Source organism: Pseudomonas sp. H11T01, from assembly GCF_048515765.1.
GTDB lineage: Bacteria > Pseudomonadota > Gammaproteobacteria > Pseudomonadales > Pseudomonadaceae > Aquipseudomonas.
Genome location: NZ_JBLYED010000003.1, coordinates 300055 through 321746, shown reverse-complemented (window position 1 = coordinate 321746; position 21692 = coordinate 300055). Strand labels below are relative to the sequence as shown.

Sequence of the window (21692 nt, the reverse complement as noted above, 5' to 3'; positions counted from 1 at the left end):
TGGGTGCATTGATAAGATGCTCCCGTGACCGGTTGAGTACTGAATGCATTCCTGGTTGTCGAGCCGTCATGGTGACAATGCCTGGATGTCGAAGGATGTTGCGCCCGACAAGGTCGGCCATGCCTGCGGACCGGCCATGATCTCTTCCGGGGTCAGCAGGCAAGCGTCCAGCTGCCGTTTCAAAGCATCCAGGTCGATACCCTGACCGATGAAAACGATTTCCTGCCGGCAATCCCCGGCAATGTCGTCCCATTTGGCCAGGATCCCTTGCCGGCGATAGTCGTCCTGGGGCCATTGCGATCGCGAGATGAAATTCCACCAGCGCCCGACATAGTCCCAACGAAATTGCCCGCCACTTTGCACCAGCATGCCGATGTCCAGATAGCGGCTGGCGACCCAGAAGTAGCCTTTACAACGCAGCAGCCGCCCGTTTTGCCAAGGGCGCTGCAGGAACTCCAGCAGACGTTGCGGATGGAGTGGGGCACGTTCGTGGTACACCCAGGAAGAAATACCATAGGTGTCCGACTCGGGAGCACGCTCATCACTGTCCTCCATATTCTTCATCCAGCCGGGTGACTGCACCAGGCTCGGCAAGTCGAAGCGACCGGTGTCGAGGATCTTCGACAGATCGACGGCACCGTGAGCCATGGGCAGGATTTGCGCCTGCGGATTGAGGCCCGCGAGGAGGGCGCTCAGTTCCAGAAAGCCTTTCTCGCCGATCAGGTCCAACCGGCTGACAAGGATGACGTTGGCGTACTCCACCTGTTCGATCAGCAGGTCGGACAAGTGGCGTAATGGCGTGCCCGTTTCGTCCTCGCCGCCGACGGTGTCCCGCGAGGCCAGCAGCGCCTGGAAGTTGCTGCCGTCGACGACGGTGACCAAGGTATCGAGCCGCGCCAGTTCGCTCAGGCTGAAACCTTCCCGGTCGAGGAAGGCGAAGGTCTCGGCGACCGGCATGGGTTCGGAGATTCCGGTGGACTCGATAAGCAGGTAGTCGAAGCGCTGCTGGCGTGCCAGCACGCTGATCTGCTCGAGCAGGTCAGCGCGTAGCGTGCAGCAGATGCAACCGTTGCTCATCTCGATCAGTTCATCGCTGCCGCGGTGCAGCGACACATTGCGCGCCACGTCCTCGGCGTCGATGTTGACTTCGCTCATGTCGTTGACGATGACCGCCACCCTCATACCTGCGCGATTGCGCAGGATGTGGTTGAGCAGAGTCGTCTTGCCGGAGCCGAGGAAGCCCGACAGGACCGTCACCGGCAGTCGGCCCGACAGGGCTCCGTCAATCATGCGATCACCGCTTGCTCGGCGTCGGCCTTGTCCAGGTAGCTTTCGAACAGGTCGACGACCACGAAGCCATCATCGGCGGCATCGCCCCACAGATCCTTCACCCGGAATTCGACGTGATAGGTGGGCTGATGCGCCGCGCTCAAATCGCCATGGCCGATGGCATCCGGGAAAGGCCATTTTTCCGAGGTGCGGTGTCGGATGATGCCTTCCTTACCGCGTACATAGGCCGGCATACGAACGTGTCCTGCCACATACTCGTCGCGAACCACTACCCGGTCGCCCACCTCAAATGGAGGGCGATCGGTGATGGCAGGGCGGCCTTGAGAGTGAGGCGGGTTCGCCAATTTGAATGTTGAACCCAGAGCCTGATCGAGTTCGTCCTGGGTAATGACGCCGGTTTCGACCAGCAACGTGGCCGTGGCGATGACGTAGCGTTCGTAATATTGCGTGCCAACGTGCTGGCGGACATCAAGGCGTTCGACGGCGTGACGTATTTCGTCGACGCTGAACTTTTTCAACTGGTCCGCGCCTATAAACATCAGGCTATAGGCCAAGTGTTCCCAGTTTTGTTTGAATACTTTCTTGTAGTCCAGGCTATTGATGACATGGGGTACCTTGCCAAAGCCTTGAAAACCGCCGAGATCGTGAAAGCCATCCATAATAAAAACCTCCGAAAGTTAAGAGATGAAGAGTCTTTTGGGTCAACGTACGCTGGGCAGGGCAACCCCGATCAGCACATCCTTGGTCACCAGTTTCTGAAGTTCTTCTTCGTTCATGTGCTCGCAGCCTTCTGGCCTTACGGGCAGAACCAGATAGCGGCTTTCCGCGCTGGTATCCCAGACTTTGACGACCACATCGATTGGCAGCTCGGTGCCCATTTCACGCAGCACAGTGCGCCCTTCGCGAACCAGGCGTGCGCGGAACTCAAAACCCTTGTACCACTCCGGCGGCAACCCCAGGACCGGCCAGTTTGAGCAAGAGCACAGGCTGCAGACGATGACGTTCTTCAGCGTGGGCGTATCCTCCAGAGCCACGATGTACTCGCCTTGCGGGCCGGTATAACCGAACTGGGCGCACGCGGCCGTGCCGTCTCTGAGCAACAGCTCCCGGAACTGCGGATCGACCCAGGCCTTGGCGACCACCCGGGCGCCGTTTTCCGGATTCCATTGGTGTTCCATCAATTGGGTGAGCTGCTCGATATAGCCGTCGGGAATCAGATCCTTGTCCTTAAGGACTCGGAACAATGCCCATGCCCGCTCGCCGGGCGTCGAAGTAGATGCTTGGGGTACAGATGTGCTCATGGGAAAACTCCTCATCGGTCAACACGGTCAAAAAAGTGATAGATACCGTCCGGATTTTTTATTTATCTCCGCAAGGGTGGCAGTTGAAGCAGGCTCAGAGCGTGCGCCAGTCGACAGAAGCCTCGAACGCTGCTGCGGCCTGGTAGAGGGTGCCTTCGGCATAGTGCTTACCGACCAGCATCAGCCCCACCGGCAGACCGTCCACCAGACCGCAAGGGATCGACATGGCCGGGTGACCGGTGATGTCCTGGGGCGCGGTGTTGCCGATCATTTCCAGTGCCCGGGTGATGTACTCGGTGATCGAGCAACCCTGTTCCGGGTGGGGTTGAGCGATGATCGGCACAGTCGGCATCACCAGCAGGTCATAGGTCTCCAGTGCCTTGTCGTAGCCGGCCCGTGCAAAGCGCGCGATGTTCTGCGCCTTGGCGTAGAAACGGCCGTTGTAGCGCTCCAGGCCGTACTGGCCGACGAACATGCACAGCTTGAGCGACGCGGACAATGCGTCCGCCTGCTCGCGCCAACCGACCTGTTTATCCAGCAGGCCGACGTCGTAAAGCCCCTTCCAGTTAAAGCCCGCGCCATTGCCGTGCATCATCTGCATGGTCAGGCCTTCGCAGCCGATGGGGTGCCACAGAGAACCCGCCAGGTTGTGCTCGGGTACGGACACTTCCTCGACGTGCGCGCCCAACGCCTCGAGTCGGGCAATGGCGCTACGCACCTTGTCGGCGACACGTGGGTCCTGGTTGGCCAGTTGGAAGCCTTCCTGCAGGATGCCGATCCTGAGCCCGCTAACGCCTCGCTCCAGATAATCGCAGTAGGCATCGACCTGAGGCGCAGCCTGACGTGGATCGAGCCCGTCGGCACCGGCCATGACTTGCAGCATCAGCGCGTTATCACGCACGTTGCGGGTGATGGGGCCGGCATGGTCGATGGTGGCCTCGATCGCCATGATCCCGGTGTAGGGCACCAGGCCGTGGGTCGGCTTCATGCCGTAGGTGCCGCAGAACGCCGAAGGGATGCGGATGGAGCCGCCTTGATCACCGCCAACCGCCAGGTCCACCTCACCGGCTGCCACCAAAGCAGCGCTGCCGGAGGAGGATCCGCCAGAGGAAAAACCGTGGCGATGGGGATTATGTACAGGCGCGGGATCAGAGGTGTGGCTGCCGCCAGAAAGGCAGTAGTGTTCACAAGTGGCTTTGCCCAGGATGGTAGCCCCGGCGTCCAGCAAACGGGTCACCACGGTAGCATCGAACGACGGCACGAAGCCTGCCAGCGGCGCAGCGCCGTTCATCATCGGGACGCCAGCCAAGGAGATGTTGTCCTTGAGCGCAACAGTCTTGCCAGCAAGCTTGCCCTCACGGGCGCCATTCATCTCAGTCCTGTAGTACCAGGCGTTAAGCGGGTTTTGCGTGTCGGATGGGCGGTAGCCCGAACTGCGCTCGTAACGCACCGGCGGAACGAAATCGGGCAGCTCGTCGACCAGGTCGTACGCGTCGAAACTCGACTGCATGAGTGCCAGGTATTCCGCTGCCTGCTCGTTCGTCAGCTGCATATTCAGGCGGCCGGCGATTTCCATAAGTTGATCGAGGGTGGGGCGAACAATGGCCATGGGTTTCCTATTCTTTCGTTGTCTGTAATCGACACCGGGCGAGCCGGTACGCGATTGCTCGATGGAGGTTCGAAACGGCCTTGGGCCGAGCACCTGAAGCGACATCGATTCGGTTGATGACAGGGGTTAAGTTAGGCGTCCGTCCCTGCGCTTACTTGGCTGAGAGGGACAGTCATTTGGCTGAAAAGGACAACCTTCTGCGCGTGGCGCGCTCAGAACACTTTTAAGAGGCGCAGGTTCAAGCGTGCGCCTTCCTTGAAGCCTTGTTCGACCTCGATATCCTTGCCGATTTGGGCCTGAATCTGCAGCGTGGGCTCGATGAAGTGCGTGACAGTAAAACGCCCATAAGAGGTGGAGACGCCGTCGTGCTGATCGACACCGTCCACTGTGGTCGCCGAGCCAGTGATGTAGCCCCCCCGACCGCGAAGGTGGTGCTCGGCGTCCAGTTGTAGCGCAGGGCCGTCTGGTACTCGTAGCGGGTGTTTTCTTCGAGCTTGGCTCCTGTCGAGCCGAAGTCGTTGTTGGCTGACACCCAAGAAGCCTCGGCCACGGTATCCAGTGCCCACTGCTCTGAGAAATGGTGGATGTAGGCCGCTTGCAGCGTGGCGCGCCAGCGGTTTTCGCCAAGGTTCAGGGCATCGTTCTTGTCGTAGCTACCTACCGGGAAATACAGGTATGGCGCCAAGGCGAACACGTCCTTGTTAGCGGTGGGCAATGTCCACTTCAGTGGTGCGGTGATGATTGGGTCGCCAATGCCGCGAGTATCGCCTAAGGAACCGATATCCCCAGAGGCATTGATCTGACCGAAGGGCACCAATAGCTGCGGCTCCCACGAGAGGTTTTCCGAGAGACCAATAGCGTGCACATAACGCAGGATGCCGATGTCTGTGCTGAGTTTGGAGTTGTCGGAGACCTTGTGGCCGTTCTGGTACAGGTCGGAGCGATCGGCGTGCTGGTAGTAGATCAGCAAGGCATTGGCGCCCGCGGGCAACGGCTCGAAGTCGCCTGGCGCCACTTCGATGGCCTGGCTTTTGACAAAGGGCAGCATGCCCAGCACGAGTAAAAAGCGACTCAACTTCATGATCGATTTCCTGGCAAAAGGGCCCCCAACCCCCATGCGCTAGAGATGAGGGGCCAAAAAATGTTTGGGGTGAGTTCAGTGTCAGGGCGGAATCTGGATCAAGACCTCCCGTGGCACGCCTGGTAGCGTCGGACGTCAGGCTGTCGGGGTCACCGCGTCACGCAACATGCCGGTTTGCGGGTGGCAGTTGATGTACTCAAACACCTGGTCCTTGGCGTCGGATACCGAGACTTCGTGGTAGAGCCGTAGCTTCGACAGGCTGGTGGCGACCCGAAAGAAGGTCACGAAGATCCGCAGATGGGTCGGATGGGATTCGGCCCAGCGCTCGAGTTTTTCCAGGGAGCGCCAGTGGCCAATGTTGTAGCTCAGGTTCAGGAAGTTACCGTCCAGATCGATGTAGCGCACGAAGCGGTTGCTGTAGCAACCCTGGTCCTTGCCACTGTCGCGCAGGAAGTCCATGCCCGCCTGCAGCGTCGGCAGAATCTCGTTGAGATAGAGCGAGCGTTCTTCTTCGCCAGCATCAGCCCAGTCCTGCCCGGAGCGGATCAGCGCGACATTGTCGTGGCCTTGCACTACCACGCGCCCGCCTTTGGTCGGGTCGCCAGCGATCACAGTCAGTTCACCGGAAGGTGCCATCCAGTCGGTCTGGGAAATCGGGAAGCGGTCACGCATTGATCCCCAGTAACCGTGCTCTTCGATGTCGTCACTGATGGTGTTCATCAGGGCGCCGATACCGGGCAACTCCTCGCGAAAGCCATACAGCGTCTCGAACTGCTCGGCCCGCGGCGCGACAATTTCCCGAAAGTAACCGAGACCGTCGCTCAGGCGATCCTGCGACGACCACCATTCGCGCACTTCGGGCGATCGCAGCCAACGACAATGGGCGGCCGGATCTTTCCAGTATCCGACGATCATCAGGTTGTCGTAACCGCTGTTGTCAGTGTGGTGAGTCAGGTCATGGCTCAGGGGACCGTCGGGCAGGCTTAGACTGACGACAATGTGGCGCATGGCTTGCAGGGCTGCGGCACGCTGGTCCTCCCCGCGATACTGCACACCCAGATACCCCATCACCACCTGCTTTAGTTGTTCGTCGGCGCGTCCAACCCACATGGGGAAGGGCGGTTGGTATTCGTCGGGGACGCGACGAGACAACGTCCGAGGGCATTTGAGGTGCTTGTCAATCGCAGATTCCATGGGTGCTCCTTGGTTTTCGGGTTCAGGCGTACGGTTGGCTGTTCAACGTCCTGACGGGCGCTGGCGTTTTGCGGTTGTGCAACTCAGTCGGCGCTGCAGCGCCAGAGTCCCCAGTTCTAATAGGTAGGTGGCGAACTCCTCAGGAGCCAAGTCGCGCATTTGCAAAAGCCAGGATGAATCGGACAGTCGCTGCTGTTTTTGCGGATGCATGTGACGCCTCATCAGTCGTGGATGGAGGGACGTTGTGTGGGGTAAAAGTTAATCGGGGGCGGCGCGATGCGCTTGGCTCTTACGGACAACCGTTTGGTTGGAAAGGACAGTCCCCAAAAGCGTGGTCACGATGATGAGCCGCATTGGTGCGCAGGCTCCGTGAGGAGGCGAAGGTGTGTCTCGAGAATCAACCCGTGTGAAGTGCTAGCGGGATCCCGGGCGTGCAGGGCGCTTGCCTTTTCAGGTGCACGTACAGTCAGTAGCACAAAGGAGAGTGGCCTGCTAATTGCTAAGCTGAGAACCAACGTTACCGCCACCGTTGTTGTTCAGCCGCCACCGCGAAGTGAATGCCATGAGTCACACCAGTCAGTACTCGACCCTTGCCGTTGCGGCATCACGTCGCTTTGATTACTGGAAAGAAGTGGTATGCCGTCATTGCCTAGAGGCCGACAGCAAACCGTTGACGCAGAGCGATTTCGACGGGGCGCTGGAAGTGCACGGCATGGGGGCGTTGGACATCTGCACGTTGTCCTCGCCACTGCACTATTGGGAACGCTCCCCCCGGCACTTGCGCAGTGGTCCCGATGAAGATCTGTGGCTGGGTTTCACCCGGCGCGGCTATGGTGAACTTGAGCAGGGAGGGCGCAAGGCGACGCTGGCGGCGGACAATTTGTTTCTTTATGACGCATCCCAGACGTTCCGATTCAGCCTGGGTGGTACCGAAAACCACTTGGTCCGCATTCCACGACAGTTGCTCAGCCAGCGGCTGCCAGGCGTAGCAGATTGCACAGCAGTGGTTCTGGACGATCGCCGTCCAGGGGTGATCCCGTTACGCGAGATGTTGCATCAAGCGGCGAGCATTTCTTCAAGCTTTCAAGATGGAGGAATATCCAGCCGCTTTTCCAGTACGTTGCTTGACCTTCTGGTGATTAGCCTGGAACTCCAGGACTTGAAGACCACCCATGACGAGCTGGATCTTTATGGCCGGATCATGAACTACATCCACCGGCATCTGATTGATCCGGACCTGTCAATTGAGCGCATCGCTCAAGCGCATCATGTGTCCACGCGAACCGTCACGCGCGCTTTCGCTCGTTACCAGAAAACTCCAGTCGCGGAGATCTGGAAAGAACGCCTGCTCGCCAGCCGCGAGGCGATTGAACGCGGCCAGGTACGCAGCATTTCCCAAGCTGCGCTGGATTTCGGTTTCTCCGACTTCTCCCATTTCAGTCATGCTTTTCGCAAGGCCTTTGGTGTTGCTCCTCATACGCTCCTGCGCCGAAGTTGAGCAAGGAAAGACTGGGTGCGCGGCCCTACGCAAATTTCTGGTCTGCTAATTAACCAAATGCTGAGTACCGGGGTGGGAGTAGATCATGATCGGTCTCTCTCTTGTTGTTATCGGATGCGGCGGTCCGTGGGACAGCCGCTGTCAGCTTAAGAAACTGTATCGCGTCACGAACCCTGTGGGGTTTCTCCGCGCGCTAGCCGGGCATTGATGTCTTCGATGACCGCCGGCAACTCGACGAGGGTATCGATCAAATAGTGTGGGCGTGAGCCTTCGAACATCTTGATGATGCGGGCGCGTTCTTCGGCCAGTTTGTCAGAGGGCAGGGCCTTGTACTGATCGTAGGTCAACCCCAATGCATTACCGGAGCAGGTCAATGCAACCGTCCACATTCCGGCGCTACGGCCTTCGAGAATGCCGGGCCAGGTGTCGTCAACCTTCACGCAAGCGGCGACATCGCTGATCCCCAATGCAATCACGTTGGCCAACGCCTGAGCAGGGTGCGGGCGACCATTCGGGACTTCGTCGGTGGCGACCACATGGTCGGCGACGTAACCGTTCTTCCGAGCCAGTTCCACTACTTTTTCCATGACGACTGCCGGGTAACCGGAGCACGAACCAATTTTCAGGCCCTTGTCGCGTAACGTAGCGATGGCGTCCAGAGCACCGGGAATCAGCGCCGAGTGCAGAGCGATTTTCTCGATCTGAAGTGGCATGAAACGTTCGTACAGCGCAGTGACATCGTCATCAGTCGGCAGGCGATCAAACACTGCACGGTAGCGTTCGGCGATCTGTGGCTGGTTGCACAACGTACGGATGTGATCCCACTTGCCCATGCCCATGGGGCCACGTGCCTCTTCCAGCGAAACGGCAACGCCAAACTCGGCGAACGCTTCGACAAAAATTTGCGTGGGGGCGAAGGAACCAAAATCAACGACGGTGCCCGCCCAGTCCAGGACCACGGCTTGCAGTTGAGTAGGTTGTTTGTAATGCATGGTGAATCTCCACTTTTTGGGTAGGGGTAGGCCGTCCCTCTCGTCAGCGAGAAGTAGGCCTTTTGATTGTTAAAGCGCGTTACTGGGTTAGGTCGTCGGCGTAGGACTTGAGTCGAACAACTCCGCGATCATCGGCCGGTTTCTGCGAATACCGAGGCAGCACAGGTGGTAGTCGATGGAAAACGGATGATTAACAAATGTGATCGGCTTGGTGCCTGGCGTTTCGGCGTACTCGACGGCAGAAACGAAACCGATGCCGATGCCCTTGGCGATGGCGTGGACGATGGCTTCGCGACTGTTCAACTGCATGACGCAGTTCAGCGACACGTTGAGCCGCTTACAGCTTTCTTCCACCAGCTGACGGGTTCGTGAGCTTTTTTCACGAAGGACCCACTTTTCCTCGCTGATTTGCTCGACGTACACCTCTTTCTGCCGGGCCCAGGGATGGTCGTCGCGGACCACGGCAATGATCGGATAGCGTCGGTAAAGCTGTGTATCAAAGCGTTGGTCGAATTCGGAGAGCGCTAGAATTGCCACATCGATATCGAAGTTGAACAGGCGATCCAGGGTTTCTTTTTCAGGAGAAAACGACGTTTCCAATTCTATGTCTGGGTGCCGCTGCATCAATTCGTACGTCAGGTTCATGGCTATGGGAGGCGAGACCGCACCCAAGCGCAACATGCCGGTTTTACGTTGCTTGAAACTTTGCAGAAGTTGCACGGCTTCATCCTCTTGGCCGAACAGGCCCTGGGTGATCGCATAGAGCGTGTGTCCCGCCGAACTCATTTCGATAAAGCGGCCCCGACGGTGGAAGAGTTCTACTGAGAACTTCTTCTCCAACGCGTTGACTTGTTCGCTGACCGTCGGCTGGCCGACGCTCAGGTATTCAGCGGCGAGGGTGAAACTGCCGGTCTTCGCCACCGCATGAAAGGAACGTAGCCACTTGTGGTACTGGTACATAGAAGATCCTGTTCCTGAGCCGCTGCCTTTGATTCAAACCGTTGTAACGAGCAATCACCGCCTGATGAACAGCGCGACCACCGCACTGCACAGGCACGCAGTAGTCACCACGATGAAGATCAAAGATGTATTGCCGGTACTGTCGAGCATACTGCCGATCAGCGGTTCCGCCAGGCCAGCGAACAGATAGGACGAAAAGTTCATGACGCCGGTTGCGGTGCCAGCACGCTTTGCCCCGACCAAGTCCGGGCACAGCGCCCAGAAGCTGGAGGCAGGGCCGTAAACGAAGAAACCGCAAAGGAACAACGCCACAAGACCGGTCGCGCTGTGAGGCGCAAGCGTCCACATCCACAGGCTGGTGCCTGCACCGAGGAACATGTAAAGCATGATCGCCAGGTAGCGTTTGGAACCGAACAGCTTGTCCGATATCCAGCCATTACTGAGTGCGCCGATGGCCATGCCCACCGGTAGGGCGACCGTGATCCATTTCGGATCGATCATGCTGTCGCCGCTTTTCCAGTTGGCACCCAGAAAGTGCACCGGCACCCAGACGATCAAGCCATAGCGAGCGGCGTTCTGGAACCCCAGGGACACGGCGGCGATGATCAGGCGAAAGTTCTTCAGGACGGCTTTGTAGCGTTGCGCAGAGGTTTCGACTTCGCCGTGTGCCACCTCGTGATTTTTGTCATCGGCGTTGGCGACGCCTGTATCCGCGAGCGGTTCGAAGCCCAGGTCCTGCGGACGTTCACGGGCCACCAGATAGAAGATGATGCCGCCCGCCAGCATCAGCAAAACGGGCAAACGGAAGATCCAGCGCCACTCCAGATGCATCACCTCAAGCACAACGATTGAGGTCACGTAAGAAAGGACCGAGGCGCAACCGGCGGCGAACACGTAAAAGCCATACACCTTGCCGCGCTCGCCGGCGCTCCACCAATTAGAGATCAGTCGACTACCGGGCGCCCAACCCAATGCCTGGAAGTAACCGTTGATGCCCCACGGCAGGATTAGGCCAGCAAAGCCACTGGCGAAACTCGTCACCCAGTTGGCCGCACAGGACAGCACAGCACCGAGGGTCATGATGCGGCGGCCGCCGAATTTGTCGGCGAGGTTGCCGTTGATTGCCTGGCCAATGGCGTAGGACCAGAGCATGGCTGCCGATGCCCAGCCGAGTGTTTCCTTGGTCAGACCGAACTCGGCCTGAATGCCCGGAATGGCGAAACCGAATGTTTGCCTTCCGGTGTAGAAAAACAAATAACAGAACATCGCCGCCAGCAGCATGCGCCATTGAGCGACTCGAAATGAGGCAGTGTGTACGGCCAGAGCAGGCATAGTTTGGGCACGATTCATGATCTTTTCCTTATTATTGTTCGGTCCCACCGATTGGCGTCGGCGGGTGCACTCTTTTGTGGGTGCAGCAGGAAATCGTCGCGGCTCGTCACGTCGCTGACAGTGCTTGGTTGGGCTGGCAGGCTCTAGGCAGCTTGTGAGCCGATGAAGTTTTTGCCTCTCGCGCCCTGCATGGCGAAATTGATCATTTCCTCGGCTTGCGATGCCGTTACACCGTAGTCGGAGAACTCCGTTTTCACGTCCAGGCTATGCAGGAATTCACGCAACTGACCTTGGGCTTTGTGCAGGTCGTTGCCGAATATTCGCTGAAGGGTGCGGTCGCGCGTTTCGTCGTGACCCCAGGCTAGGCCCAGCACCAGCGGCAAGGTGAAGGAGCAGGCAATACCGTGCGCCAGGCCATAGTGCAGGGTCATTTCGTAGGAGATGGAATGGGCCAGCGCGGTTTTGGTATTGGAGAACGCCAAACCCGCTTTGAGCGCGGCCAATGCCATGCGCGAGCGCAGTTCCCTGTTGGACAAGTCACGACGCAGCAACGGCAGGCATTCCAGAATGTCCGCAATGGCGGAGATGGCGAAGGTGTCCGAAATCGGGTTGGCGTTGATGTTCCAGACCGACTCCAGCGCATGCGACAGCGCGTCCAGCCCAGTTGAGACGGTGACGCCGCCCGGAACTGTCAGCATCAATTCGGGGTCGACGATGGCGACCTTGGGCCAGGTGCATTCCAGGTGCAGGGAATATTTCTTGTGGCTGGCCGAGTCCCAGATCGTCGCCCAAGGCGTGACTTCACTGCCGGTACCCGCCGTGGTCGGGGCCGCAATCAGCAACTTGCTACGCGCGGGAACGAAGGGTTTACCCGTTGCCAGCAAGGCAAGCAATTCATCGAAGCGACCGGATTCAGTGCCCACGATCAGCGCCTTGGCCGTATCGATGGCGCTGCCACCGCCCACAGCGATGACCGCATGACACTCGCCGGCCTCCTGCCAAAAGCGTTCATACGTACTGCGCAATTGAGCCACGTCCGGATTGGGTTGGACATCCTCGATGACGTACACCAAGCGGTCGCCCAGCAGGTCTTGAATGCGATCGACCAATCCCAGCCCACGAGCTTCGGGAAAGGTGACAAGTGCAACTTTTTGATTTTCGGTGATAGAGGCAAGCTCAAGAAGGCTGCCCCAGCCGAAACGTGTATCAACTGGATTGTGGAATTGGGCAGTCATGGCGGGTCCTTTGTTTTTGTTGTTGGAGGTGGCCCCATACTCGGGGCCCTTCAACAACAGCTCAAATCGATAATTCGCAGGCTTCAATCGGCTGAACCGATACCGAGTCCAAAGAGAGGGATCTCTCGTAACGTGTTTAGTGGTGTGGACCGCGCTGGATGGCGTTGCGCAACCTGCCGGACACCGCATCGGCAACGATCACCATGAGGGTGATGACGATGATGCAGGTGGCAGTTTCCTGATATTTGAAAAGTTTGAGGCTGCTCACCAGCTCAAATCCAAGCCCTCCGGCTCCAACCATGCCGAGCACCGTGGCCGAGCGCAGATTGACTTCGAAGCGGTACAGGACCACAGCAATCCAGGCGGTAATGACTTGTGGCAACACGCCAAATACGATGACCTGCAACGGCCGTGCACCGGTCGCCTGTAGCGCCTCGATCGGGCCTTGGTCAATCTCCTCAATGCTCTCGGCAAAGAATTTGCCAAGCATGCCCAAGCCATGCAGTGCCAACGCCAGTACGCCGGGGAAGGGGCCCAGGCCGACCGCCGAGACAAATATCAGCGCCAGGATCAGCTCGTTGATGCTGCGGGTGAAATTGAGGAACTGCCGAGTCGCGTGGAAGACCAGGCGATTTCGGCTTAGGTTGCGTGCCGCGAGAAATGACAGCGGGATGGCCAGCAACACACCGAGCAGTGTTCCCCAGATAGCGATTTGCAGTGTTTCGACGGCGGGTGCCAGCAGTCTAGGGAGGATGCTCAGGTCGGGTGGAACCGTGCGTGCGAGGAAGTCACCAATTTGCGGCAAGCCGGCCGCCAGTTCACCCGCGCTTAGCTGCGCGCCTGTAGCGCTCCAGTGAAGTGTCAGAATTACCGCCAAAACAATCGCGCTGGTGGACAGCCAGCCGCGGGCTCCGCGAGGCAGATCCACCGTCCAGAGATAGCTTTGCTGTTTCATGCTCAAACCCTCAGCTCCGTGGCATGGATCATCGGTTTGACCGCTGTCGCAGGCGCGCCATCTGCTTGCGTTGCGTGGCCGGGGTAGATGCGCTGCAAGTCGGCTTCGGTCATGCTTGAAGCGTCACCGTCGTACACCAGCCTTCCGTGGGCCAAGCCGACAATTCGATCTCCAAACTCGCGGGCGTAATCAACCTGGTGCAGGTTGCACAACACCGTGATACCCAATTCACGCGTGGCATCGCGCAGATATTGCAGCACGAGGCGCGCAGTCTTGGGGTCGAGACTGGCGACCGGTTCGTCCGCCAGGATCACCTTTGGCCGCTGCGCCAGGGCACGTGCAATGCCCACGCGTTGCATCTGCCCACCGGAAAGCGCGTCGGTCCGTTCGCGGGCTTTATGTGCAAGCTCTACGCGCTCCAGGCATTGCATGGCCAATGCCACGTCCTCGCGACGAAACAGCTGCATGATCGAGGTGAGTGTTGAAACAGCGCCCAGGCAACCGGTGAGTACATTCTTCAGTACGCTGAGTCGTGGCACTACGTTGTGGTGCTGGAAGATCATTGCCGCCTGACGTCGCAGAACGCTGGTGTCGCGGCAGGCACGTGCATCAATGCCAGCCACTGTGAGTGTCCCTGAGTCGGCCTGGACCAGTCGGTTGATACAGCGCAGTAAGGTGGATTTGCCAGCGCCGGATTGGCCCAGCACCACCACAAATTCTCCCGCTGCAACCTGCAGGTCAATGCCGCGCAAAACCGGGTTTGATCCGTATTGCTTAGTCAGTTGGCTGATGCTGATCATTTCAGTCTCCGCAAGTCGAGATCGAGCACCTTGGCGGTTTCGCGCACGACGTCGTAAGCAGCATCGGTAGTGGGCTGGAAGCCGTCCAGTTGGCCCTGGTCACCCCAAGGCACATCCTTGATCGAAGCGAGAGCGGCGGCCACTTTTTGCTTCAGTGCCGGGTCCAGGTTTTTACGCCAGACCATCGGCGACTCCGGGATCGGGCGAGAACTCCAAACCACCTGGAAGTCTTCCTGCTTCACCAGGCCCCTGGCCACTGCGTTGGCAAGAATGCGGTCGGCGACTGCGGCGGCGTCAACCTTCTGGTTCGCCACCGCGAGGATGCTTGCATCATGGGAGCCGGAGAAGATCACTCGCGAAAACAATGTTCCCGGATCAAAGCCAGCCTGTTCCAGCCCAGCCTTGGGGAACAGGTGACCAGATGCAGAACTGGGGTCGACAAAGGCGAAGGTATGGCCCTTGAGATCGGACAATTCACGAATGCCGCTGTCCTTGCGCGCCAGGATCAAGCTCTTGTAGGCGCTCTGACCGGTTTTTTGGGTGACCGCTACCGCGAAGGCTTCGACATCGGCCACCGAGGTTGCCAGAACATAGGAGAAAGGGCCGAGATAGGCCACGTCCAGCTTGCCTGCCCGTAATGCTTCGATGATGCCGTTGTAATCGGTCGCGACAAAGGGCTCGACAGGCATACCCAGTTTGTTTTAGAGGCTGCTGAGCACTTGCTTGCTGGACTCGATCATCGCCTGGGAATCTTCTGACGGGATCAGGCCAATCCTCAGTTTGTCGTTCGCCGCCGCTTGGCAGGCAGCGCTTATTGAGAGGCAGGCAATAGCGGCGACACGCAGAAATCTGGAGAAGTAATTCATGGCATTCCAGGAGGTTGGTTGGAGTTGCCTCAGGCTAGGATTGTCACGTGACAGTCATACGATCAATTCAATATGGGTTTAAGCAGCTAACTATTGATGGAGTCTATGGATGTCGACCGCCAAGATGCGTGCCTTCCTCGCCGTGGCGCGCCACGGGAGTTTCAGCGCAGGAGCGCGGGCGCTTGGGCTCAGCCAACCCACGCTGACCACTCAAGTGCAAAGCATGGAGCGGCAATACAATCTCGAGCTGTTTCACCGTCGCGGGCGGCGCATTGAGTTATCCGATGTCGGCCGGCAGTTACTGCCGATTGCCCAAGCGATGGCTGCGCTGGATCTGGACGCGCACAACCTGCTGCGCGACTCCGGTCGGCTTGACAGTGGCCAGCTCAAGCTAGGGGCAGTGGGGCCCTTTCATGTGATCGAGATGGTAGACAGCTACCTTCAGCACCATCCTCGCATCGACGTTTCGATACGGGTTGGCAACTCGGCGCAGGTCCTGGCCGACCTTGAGAGTTATGTGACGGATATTGCGGTACTTGCCGGACGGCATGATGATCCGGGACTCTGTGCCGTGCATTATGCGCGTCACGCAATCATCCTGTTTGCGCACCATGAACACCCCTTTGCTGGACGGGGTTCAGTGCGATTAGAGGAACTGGAGGGCCAGCGGCTGCTTCAAAGAGAGCCCGGTTCTACAACTCGCCTGGTCCTGGAGCAGGCCTTGATTGCGGCGCAGATCGTCCCACGCATCGCCATGGAGATCGGCAGCCGCGAGGCACTGCGCGAAGCCGTGGTGCGTGGCATTGGGCTGGGAGTTGTCTCCGAGGCGGAGTTCATCCCCGATCCTCGCATCCGAACGATCCGCATCGAAGGCGATCCGCTCTACACAGAAACCTATCTCTATTGCCTGAGCGAGCGCCGCTCCAGTCGACTTATCACATCGTTCTTTGATGTAGTCCTTTCTGAGGACGTAAATTGCTCACTCGCACCGTTGCATAACCGGCATCGCGGCCGCTCTACAGCTCGATAGGTTGCCCAGCAGCATAGATCTCCCACAGTAGATGTGCGTACTCCTGTGGGAGCGGTGCGGCGACTCGACTTGCCCGCGAAGACTGCAATGCCCGCGACACAGATCCTGACCAGATATCAATCCAACTGATGCCGATAAGGCAAGTCCGGCCCGGTCTTGCCGCAGGTCAGGGCGGCGGCGCTGACGGCGAAGGTGAGCATCGCGTCGATCTGTTCGCGACTCAAGCGCTGCAAGCCCTCCACCGAATCCAGCTGCTGTTCGGTCAGCCAGGCGATCAATGCCGCCTGGAAGGTGTCGCCGGCGCCCACGGTATCAGCCATCACCACGGCACGGGCCGGCACCGACCAGGTGCCATGGCGGCGGCTGAACACTGTCGCGCCCTGGCCGCCACGGGTGAGGAATACCAACTGACAGCGGTGTTCCAGCCAGCTTTCGATCACGTTCTGCGGGTTACGCTCGGGGTAGAGCAGGCTCAGGTCTTCGTCGCTGACCTTGATCAGGTCGGCATGCTCCACCAGAGTGCCAATGCGTTCGCGCCACCGTTCGATATTTGGCTCAGGGTTGAGTCGCACGTTGGGGTCGAGGCTGATAAGGCGTTTGCCGCTTTCCCGGCGGACCAGGGCCAGCAGGGTGTCGGCAATCGGCTGCACCACCAGCGAGAATGAGCCGATATGCAGGCCACGAACCTCTGGCCCCAGTTCAGGCAAGTGTTCGACCTGTAGCTGACGGTCGGCACAGCCTTCACCGCGGAAGCTGTAATGCGGCGAGCCTTCGGCGCCGACGGCGACCATCGCTAATGTGGTGGGCGCGTCGAAGTCCAGCAGGTAGTCCGGGTGCACGCCTTCCTCCTGCAGCACTTGCTGCAAACGTCGGCCCAGGTAGTCGCTGGACAGACCGGCGAACAGCGCAACGTCAATGCCCAGACGCCGCAAGCCGACAGCGACGTTGAACGGCGAACCACCGGCAATTGCCTTGAAATTCACTTTTGAAGCCTGACCGCTGGCGTCGTTTTCACTAAAGAAATCGAACAGCGCTTCGCCACATACCAGATACATAGTCGTTCGCTCTTTAAAGGTTCGCTACAAGTTGTTGATAGCGTTCGTAGGCCTCTTAGCGTTAAAAAGCTAGCTAAGCGAGGCTCTTGGTTAACGGCGTGATTGTTTCTCAAAGGAGAGAAAGTGGGTTCTTAACGTGTGATCGTGAAATCAGCGATATTGCTGGCCGACATCACAATGTCGGCATTCGGAAGGTCGTTGCGACGAACTTTTTCATAGGAAGTAGACTCATCGAAACCCAATGATCGCCATCGATCAAGCAGTCGCGCTTCCAGGGTTTCACGGTCAACCTGCAGCATAATGGTGGCGGCAAAACAGTCTCTTAAGGACGACCATGGGGCGAGCTCTAATAGAAGGTAGTTTCCTTCCACGATGAGATATTTCACGTCAGAGGAAATCAATCGTCCTGCAGCACGGGATATCTCCAGGGTTCGATCGAATACCGGAACGGCAACCGCTGGTTCGTTGTTCGCACGAAGCCGCAGCAGCAGACTCCTGAAGCCGCCCACATCGAATGTATCGGGTGAGCCCTTACGATCTAAAAGGTTCAAGGATCCAAGAACCGCGTCATCGTAATGAAAGCCATCCCCGGGAACGACAGCCGCGCTCCCCGGCATAACGCTATTAAGGGCCTCTACCAAGGCCTCAGAGACAGTGGACTTACCGGCACCAGGCGGCCCCGCTAGCGCAACGACAATTCGATGACCAGGCAGAGCCTTAACGTAGTTGAGTAACTCTGTGCTTACTATTATGTCTGTTTTGGTAAACATGCCAAATCTCTCGTCAGCAGCCGTCGCTCAGGCTTCCCGTAGGTTCGCCCCTCTAGGAATTTTCATGCCGTTCGGCTGCTGCGAGCACTTCGCAGCAGCCATTCCCCGCATTACAGAGGTGGCTAGAGACCCCTATGTCATTTGACTCAACCGCTCAGTGGTTAGTGGTCAGCTTGCCAGCCTTTGTACTCCATGACATTGGTTCGTGTTACAAGTGAGGGTTGAAGCAATACCGTTGTGCTTTCCAGGGATTTGCCATTCAGCAGGTCGTTACCCATCGTTACGGCCTGTTGTGCCTGGCCCCAAGGGGACTGAGAGGCAGATGCCTGGATCTGTGTATCGCTTTTGAGCGCAGTCTCTATATCGGGAGCCCCATCCACCGATGCGATAATGATGCCTTTGCGCTTGAGTTGTTTTGCTGCCAGGTCTGCACCTATGGCCTGGGGATCATTGATCGCGAACACCGCGTCGACTTTTGCAAAGCGAGTCAGGTCGCCTTGCATTACGCTGTAGCCACCTTCGCGCGAGCCTTTGGCATCCTGATTATCGGACAGTACCTTGATATCGGGTGCCTGTGCGAAAACACTCTTACAACCATTGACGCGATCTAAGACTGCTGAAGTCTGCGTACCATTCTGGATAATAACGTTACCCTTGCCACCCAGCTTCTCAGAAATGTACTGACATACAATCCTGCCGGCTTCGACGTTATCTGTCTGTACCGTGGCGTTGGCACCTTGCACCATAACATCTACACCCACAACCACTATGCCTGCCTTTCTCGCTTTCGCAATCGCAGGCGCGATTGCTACAGGGTCGACGGCGTTTACAAGAATCAAGTCTACGCCCGAAGAAATGAAGTTATCGATTTGAGTGAACTGCTTATTTAAATCGTAATCGGCCGAGACTGAGGTAAATTTTGCTGCTGGATTGATATTCAGTGCCTCCGCTTTGGCACCATTTACCATCGCTACGAAATAAGGATTTCCCAGCGAGCCAACAGTTATCCCGACGGATTTCAACTCTCGCGCTTGAGCGGTGCTAAATGCCAGTAGTGTACAAACAGCGGTAAGTATTATTTTTTTCATGAGGGCTGTCTCTTGTTATTGGAGTGTGGGGGGGTAATTTTATAGATGATTCAGGTTCGTGCGCCTGACTGCCGAAAGCGATCGAGGGCTACCGCTCCGATGATGACGACACCTTTGATGATGTATTGCCAGATATCCGAAACTCCCAGCAATATCAGGCCATTGGAAAGTGTAGCGATAATCAGGGCGCCAATTAGCGTACCGACGATGGTGCCGACGCCTCCTGTAAAGCGCGTGCCTCCCAGGATAACGGCGGCGATAGCGTCGAGCTCATAAGACTGACCCATTTGCAGTCCGTTAGCAGCCATCAGTCGAGCGGAAGTCATGATGGCCCCCACACCCGCCAATAAACCGGATAGGGCATAAACAAATAACAGGACTTTCCAGACCTTGATTCCCGACAACCGTGCGGCCTCAGGATTGCCGCCCACTGCGTAAATCTGTACGCCTAAAACCGTCCGTCGAAGAATAACCCACGAAAGAGTAACCACTACCAGCGCGATTACAACCAGCCATGGCACCCCGAACAACGTTTCGTTTCCAATGTAAGCAAAGGATAGGTCGGGATTGAAAACCGTTTTGTCTTCGCCGATGAGGCGTGCGATTCCACGCATCGCAGTCAATCCGCCTAGCGTGACTATAAACGCCGGTAGCTTCCCAAAAGCGACCAATGCACCATTGACGAGCCCTAGCAGCAGTCCGACTCCAAGCCCCGCAGCGATGGCCAGGGGAGCAAACCCCGGAACTTGCGATACCAATAGCGCCACTACTGCGGAAACAGCCAGAATCGAACCAACCGAAAGGTCGATGCCACCTGTCAAAATCACGAAAGTCAGACCTGACGCCAATACCACATTGATAGAGGCTTGCTGACTGATGATTGAGAAATTCTGGACCGAGAAAAAACTCTCGCTCATCAGGCTAAAGCCCACACAAAGGAGTAACAACACGGGCAGCATGCCCGCCACCCTCATCAGTTGGCGCATTTTATCCTGCGGGGTAGCTCCGGCGATGCTTCGTACACCAGGCGTGGTGAAGTCACTTACTACTTTGCTTTGCAGTGGGGAAGTCATTGGACTAAGTCTCCGTTGGCTAGAGTCAACCTGTCGCTGCCTGTGGCAAACGCGATAATCGCTTCAGGTGTGATATCAAGACCGCTGTGGCCACCGAGTTCGGTGACAAGTTTACCTTCACACATGACCAATACACGGTCAGCGATTCCAACGATCTCTGGTAGTTCACTTGAAATCATCACTACACAAACGCCGGATGCGGCTAATGCATTAATAATTTTATATATTTCTGTCTTAGCCCCAATGTCGACACCCGATGTAGGCTCATCGAGGAACAACACTCTGGGCTTCATCTCAAGCAGGCGAGCCAGCAAAACTTTTTGCTGGTTGCCTCCAGACAGCGCTCCGACATTGATATCTGAGGACGCTTTGATGTTGAGTGCCTGGATTGCTTGTTCGGTACGTCCAGTTCCGGCCGTTCGGTCCACAAAACCCGCACATCGAGCATCACTTCCCAACACACAGACATTGATATTGTCGTGGACACTCATGTCGAGAAAAAGGCCCAGTGCTTTGCGGTCTTCTGTCAGATAGACGATGCCTGCATTACCTGCATCGCGAGGAGAACGTATGACTACAACTTCGCCGTCCATTTCAATCTTGCCGCCTGAGCACGCATCGACACCTGCGATTAATCGGGCAAGTTCGGTTCTTCCAGAACCCACCAGTCCTGCAATCCCGAGAATTTCGCCGGCATACAGATCGAAACTGCAATCTTGAATCTTGAAGCCATCTGTAAGGTTACGAATACGTAGTATCGGTTTCTCATAAGAGCACAAAGGACGCTCATGGGCGTAGAAGCCGGAAACATCGCGGCCAACCATCATCCGGACCAGGGTTTCAGCTGACAGCGTGACGCGATCCAGCGAACCAACGTAATGACCGTCTCGGAGCACCGAAACAAAATCGGACAATGCGTATATCTCAGCCATTCGATGGCTGATATAGATGATCGCGACGCCATCATTACGTAGCTGGCGAATCAACGTAAAAAGACTTTCGGTCTCTTTTGAAGAGAGCGGCGTTGTAGGCTCGTCCATCACCAGGATTCGCGTATCGGCATGAAGTGCACGGGCGATTTCAACAAGTTGTTGGTCCGCAATCGACAAGGTACCGACCAGCGCGTGCGGATCAAAGGTGACGCCAAGTCGCTTTAGTACAAGGTGCGCGCCTTCGGTCATTGCCTTGCGGTTTATAACCCCACATCGTCGAATCTCTCTACCCAGGTAGATGTTCTCCACCACGCTCATATTCGCGCACAAGCTGAGCTCTTGATAGATGACGGATATGCCATGGCGCTTCGCATCGTTCACGCCATAGTTTCGAATATCACATCCGTCGATTCGGATAGTGCCACTGTCGGCTATATAGGCCCCCGACAGTATTTTCATCAGAGTGGATTTTCCGGCGCCGTTTTCGCCCATTAGCGCGTGGATTTGTCCAGGGAAAATACTGAGGTCAATGTCATGCAGGACGCGCACCCCATTGAATGACTTCGAGATGGAACGCATTTCCAATAGGGCAGGAGGGGGGCTTTCAGATCCAGTGCTCAGCATAGCGGTT

The 21692-nt window shown here is 57.4% G+C and carries 19 protein-coding genes and 1 pseudogene; 2 read left to right on the top strand and 18 right to left on the bottom strand.

The window, feature by feature from the left end:
- Positions 1–66 precede the first annotated feature (66 nt).
- The 6 genes from ACN1C3_RS05900 to ACN1C3_RS05875 all read right to left on the bottom strand — a co-directional run bounded on the left by ACN1C3_RS05900 (position 67) and on the right by ACN1C3_RS05875 (position 6475).
- Positions 67–1290: a GTP-binding protein gene (locus ACN1C3_RS05900; protein WP_419114855.1), complete on the bottom strand. Its 1224-nt coding sequence runs from the start codon at positions 1288–1290 to the stop codon at positions 67–69.
- Positions 1287–1949, bottom strand: coding sequence for a nitrile hydratase subunit beta (nthB, locus tag ACN1C3_RS05895; protein ID WP_419114854.1), 663 nt, complete (start codon positions 1947–1949; stop codon positions 1287–1289). Before nthB ends, ACN1C3_RS05900 begins: the two co-directional genes overlap by 4 nt.
- 42 nt (positions 1950–1991) lie before the next feature.
- Complete coding sequence (nthA, locus tag ACN1C3_RS05890) at positions 1992–2591, bottom strand: nitrile hydratase subunit alpha (protein WP_419114853.1); 600 nt, start codon at positions 2589–2591, stop codon at positions 1992–1994.
- 94 nt (positions 2592–2685) lie between these two features.
- The gene (locus tag ACN1C3_RS05885; protein ID WP_419114852.1) at positions 2686–4200 is read right to left on the bottom strand and encodes an amidase; all 1515 of its coding nucleotides are present in this window, start codon (positions 4198–4200) and stop codon (positions 2686–2688) included.
- A 238-nt stretch (positions 4201–4438) separates the two neighbouring features.
- Positions 4439–5281: a transporter gene (locus ACN1C3_RS05880; RefSeq protein WP_419114851.1), complete on the bottom strand. Its 843-nt coding sequence runs from the start codon at positions 5279–5281 to the stop codon at positions 4439–4441.
- Positions 5282–5416: 135 nt separating this feature from the next.
- Positions 5417–6475 carry a phenylacetaldoxime dehydratase family protein gene (locus tag ACN1C3_RS05875; RefSeq protein WP_419114850.1) on the bottom strand — a complete coding sequence of 353 codons (1059 nt, stop codon included), beginning with the start codon at positions 6473–6475 and terminating at the stop codon, positions 5417–5419.
- A 562-nt stretch (positions 6476–7037) separates the two neighbouring features.
- Here ACN1C3_RS05875 and ACN1C3_RS05870 point away from each other — a divergent pair.
- The gene (locus tag ACN1C3_RS05870) at positions 7038–7973 is read left to right on the top strand and encodes a helix-turn-helix domain-containing protein (RefSeq protein WP_419114849.1); all 936 of its coding nucleotides are present in this window, start codon (positions 7038–7040) and stop codon (positions 7971–7973) included.
- A gap of 164 nt (positions 7974–8137) precedes the next feature.
- Here ACN1C3_RS05870 and phnX read toward each other — a convergent pair whose 3' ends face one another.
- From phnX to phnD, 7 genes and pseudogenes are all read right to left on the bottom strand, one after another.
- On the bottom strand, positions 8138–8965 hold the full coding sequence (phnX, locus tag ACN1C3_RS05865; protein ID WP_419114848.1) for a phosphonoacetaldehyde hydrolase: 828 nt from the start codon (positions 8963–8965) through the stop codon (positions 8138–8140).
- An 87-nt stretch (positions 8966–9052) separates the two neighbouring features.
- Entirely contained in the window at positions 9053–9925 is an 873-nt protein-coding gene (locus ACN1C3_RS05860) for a LysR substrate-binding domain-containing protein (protein ID WP_419114847.1), read from the bottom strand.
- A 54-nt stretch (positions 9926–9979) separates the two neighbouring features.
- Positions 9980–11275: an MFS transporter gene (locus tag ACN1C3_RS05855; protein ID WP_419114846.1), complete on the bottom strand. Its 1296-nt coding sequence runs from the start codon at positions 11273–11275 to the stop codon at positions 9980–9982.
- 125 nt (positions 11276–11400) lie between these two features.
- Positions 11401–12492: an iron-containing alcohol dehydrogenase PsrA gene (gene psrA, locus ACN1C3_RS05850; RefSeq protein WP_419114845.1), complete on the bottom strand. Its 1092-nt coding sequence runs from the start codon at positions 12490–12492 to the stop codon at positions 11401–11403.
- Positions 12493–12628: 136 nt separating this feature from the next.
- A complete protein-coding gene (gene phnE / locus ACN1C3_RS05845; protein ID WP_419114844.1) occupies positions 12629–13447 on the bottom strand; it encodes a phosphonate ABC transporter, permease protein PhnE in 819 nt (272 codons plus the stop codon).
- Between the two features lie 2 nt (positions 13448–13449).
- Complete coding sequence (gene phnC, locus ACN1C3_RS05840; protein WP_419114843.1) at positions 13450–14247, bottom strand: phosphonate ABC transporter ATP-binding protein; 798 nt, start codon at positions 14245–14247, stop codon at positions 13450–13452.
- Positions 14244–15113, bottom strand: a pseudogene (gene phnD, locus ACN1C3_RS05835) (phosphonate ABC transporter substrate-binding protein). The gene phnC and the pseudogene phnD overlap by 4 nt, the downstream one beginning before the upstream one ends.
- Positions 15114–15222: 109 nt before the next feature.
- On the opposite strand from phnD, the gene ACN1C3_RS05830 reads away from it, so the two are divergent.
- Positions 15223–16143 carry a LysR substrate-binding domain-containing protein gene (locus ACN1C3_RS05830; protein ID WP_419114842.1) on the top strand — a complete coding sequence of 307 codons (921 nt, stop codon included), beginning with the start codon at positions 15223–15225 and terminating at the stop codon, positions 16141–16143.
- Positions 16144–16259: 116 nt separating this feature from the next.
- Here the strand turns inward: ACN1C3_RS05830 and ACN1C3_RS05825 are convergent, their stop codons facing one another.
- The 5 genes from ACN1C3_RS05825 to ACN1C3_RS05805 all read right to left on the bottom strand — a co-directional run bounded on the left by ACN1C3_RS05825 (position 16260) and on the right by ACN1C3_RS05805 (position 21685).
- Positions 16260–17198 (bottom strand): carbohydrate kinase family protein, encoded by a 939-nt coding sequence (locus ACN1C3_RS05825; RefSeq protein ID WP_419114841.1) that lies wholly within the window; start codon positions 17196–17198, stop codon positions 16260–16262.
- Between the two features lie 131 nt (positions 17199–17329).
- Entirely contained in the window at positions 17330–17968 is a 639-nt protein-coding gene (locus tag ACN1C3_RS05820) for a nucleoside/nucleotide kinase family protein (RefSeq protein ID WP_419114840.1), read from the bottom strand.
- Positions 17969–18129: 161 nt separating this feature from the next.
- Positions 18130–19056, bottom strand: a complete 927-nt coding sequence (locus ACN1C3_RS05815; RefSeq protein ID WP_419114839.1) for an ABC transporter substrate-binding protein — start codon at positions 19054–19056, stop codon at positions 18130–18132.
- Between the two features lie 50 nt (positions 19057–19106).
- Positions 19107–20129 carry an ABC transporter permease subunit gene (locus ACN1C3_RS05810; RefSeq protein WP_419114838.1) on the bottom strand — a complete coding sequence of 341 codons (1023 nt, stop codon included), beginning with the start codon at positions 20127–20129 and terminating at the stop codon, positions 19107–19109.
- The gene (locus ACN1C3_RS05805) at positions 20126–21685 is read right to left on the bottom strand and encodes a sugar ABC transporter ATP-binding protein (RefSeq protein WP_419114918.1); all 1560 of its coding nucleotides are present in this window, start codon (positions 21683–21685) and stop codon (positions 20126–20128) included. The genes ACN1C3_RS05810 and ACN1C3_RS05805 overlap by 4 nt, the downstream gene beginning before the upstream one ends.
- Between the last annotated feature and the right edge of the window lie 7 nt (positions 21686–21692).